The following is a 287-nucleotide window of genomic DNA, read 5'->3' on the forward strand; positions in this document are numbered from 1 at the left end:
TGAACGGCGAATCGGCGAACAGCGCGGTGGCGATCGGCTGCAGCGCCAGCGACACGCGGAACTTCTTCACCATGTCCGCTTCGGTGGCGTAGTCCAGGTTCACCTGCACGGTGCAGGTGCGGGTCATCATGTCCAGGCCCAGCGAGCCGACCTTGGGCATGTACGAGCGCATGATCTTGTAGCGGCCCTTGGGCATCCACGGCATTTCATCGCGCTTCCACTTCGGCTGGAAGCCCATGCCGAGGAAACCCAGCTGCAGTTCGCCGGCCACCTGTGCCACTTCGTTG

General features: G+C 63.4%; 1 protein-coding gene. It reads right to left on the reverse strand.

Features of this window, described 5'->3' with window-relative positions:
• The coding region (locus tag EN861_RS34990; RefSeq protein WP_245512189.1) for a glutamate-cysteine ligase family protein at positions 1-287 on the reverse strand (287 nt) is incomplete at both ends.

This window comes from Mesorhizobium sp. M8A.F.Ca.ET.218.01.1.1, from assembly GCF_004791165.1.
In the GTDB taxonomy this organism is placed as follows: Bacteria; Pseudomonadota; Alphaproteobacteria; order Rhizobiales; family Rhizobiaceae; genus Mesorhizobium.